The 1,359-nt window shown below is 39.3% G+C and carries 1 protein-coding gene and 2 pseudogenes; 2 read left to right on the top strand and 1 reads right to left on the bottom strand.

All coding sequences use genetic code 11. The annotated features are described in order from the left end of the window. Both WS44_RS09290 and WS44_RS09295 read left to right on the top strand, forming a co-directional pair. Window positions 1-460 (top strand): ECF transporter S component (locus WS44_RS09290; protein ID WP_046434098.1); only part of this gene is annotated, 460 nt, incomplete at its 5' end. Between the two features lie 88 nt (window positions 461-548). Continuing rightward, window positions 549-925: pseudogene (locus tag WS44_RS09295) on the top strand (MFS transporter); the annotation flags it as partial. 196 nt (window positions 926-1,121) lie between these two features. Here WS44_RS09295 and WS44_RS09300 read toward each other — a convergent pair. After that, window positions 1,122-1,359: pseudogene (locus WS44_RS09300) on the bottom strand (uridine kinase); the annotation flags it as partial.

The raw sequence follows: 1,359 nt of genomic DNA on the forward strand, positions 1-1,359 counted from the left end.
GAGTTTTTTGCCAACGGGTTATGCACCAGTTGTGGATAATATCTTCACGGGTCTTTGGTACATGGCAGCACCGCTTGCAATGTACTTTGTGCCCACAGTGGGTTCCGGTACGATTGGCGAATTAATTGCTGCGACAGTAGAAATGGCGATCGGTGGCCAATGGGGCACACTTACCATCTTGGAAGGTTTAATTCAAGGTGCTACTAATGAAATCGGCTTTTTCCCTAAAAAGTCCCGCTATGAAAGATTTTCTTGGGGTAGCGTTTTAACCGGTGCTTTCTTTGCCAACCTTGGTGGTTTTATCCCATCATATTTCATCTTTGGCTGGAGTCACTATCGTCCAAGTTTGCAAATCTTGATGTTTATCACCAGTATGATTTCTTCATTATTGTTTGATGGTGTTTTGGTCAAATTAATCACTAATTTATTTGATAAAGCACTTAAGCCTAAGACAAAGTAACTATAACCAATCCCTTTTTAACGTATACATATAACTATGCTAGAATGAAGTTGAAAGATGTATGTGCTTTCATAAAGAAGGGGATAATATGAAACGATCTAATGAAGAAAAAGAAGCTGAGGCGGAAGCCATAAGGAACTGGAATCCGCGTTATAAGCATAATGTCATTATTTATTGTGGATTTATGGCATTTTAGGTGCGGTTACTGGGATTACCAACGATGCAGCTTTGTCATATTATAAAATCGTTGCGCCGCACCTGATTTCCGGGTTAAACATTTTTAATGCAGCAACTGCGATTTTGATGTCCATTATGATCGCAACGGTGCACAAGTGGGGTTATCGTAAGATCTTGTTTATTTTGCCGCCAATGACCGCGATCTTTATGGCTTTAACCTGTGTAACGACCAATCAGTTTATTATCATGATCGCCTATGCCATTGTGGGTGTCATCGATGGTTTGTTCACTGAATTCTACTTGTTCAATACACCAAATGGCTATGCTAATGCTTACTACATTGCAGCTGTCATTTATGTCATTGCCAGTGTCTTGCTTCTGGTCTTCTTTGCCAAGAAGTACAACAGAATTTTGGATGATGAAAATAAATAATTGAAAGTGCAAAAATAGCATGGGCAATTTTCCCATGCTATTTTTTTATTTTCTATTGATTCAAAACTGATTGAATCTTTGTAGTTAACATATCGATAGCTACGTCGTTTTCTCCGCCTTCAGGAACGATGATGTCGGCGTAACGCTTAGTTGGTTCGATAAATTGGTTGTACATTGGCTTAACTGTGCCTAAGTATTGGTTGATAACTGAATCAAGTGAACGACCACGTTCCTTCATGTCACGTTCAAGACGACGGATAAAACGAATGTCGTCATCAGTATCAACGTAA

The organism is Lactobacillus sp. N54.MGS-719, from assembly GCF_000980505.1.
Lineage (GTDB): Bacteria > Bacillota > Bacilli > Lactobacillales > Lactobacillaceae > Lactobacillus > Lactobacillus amylovorus.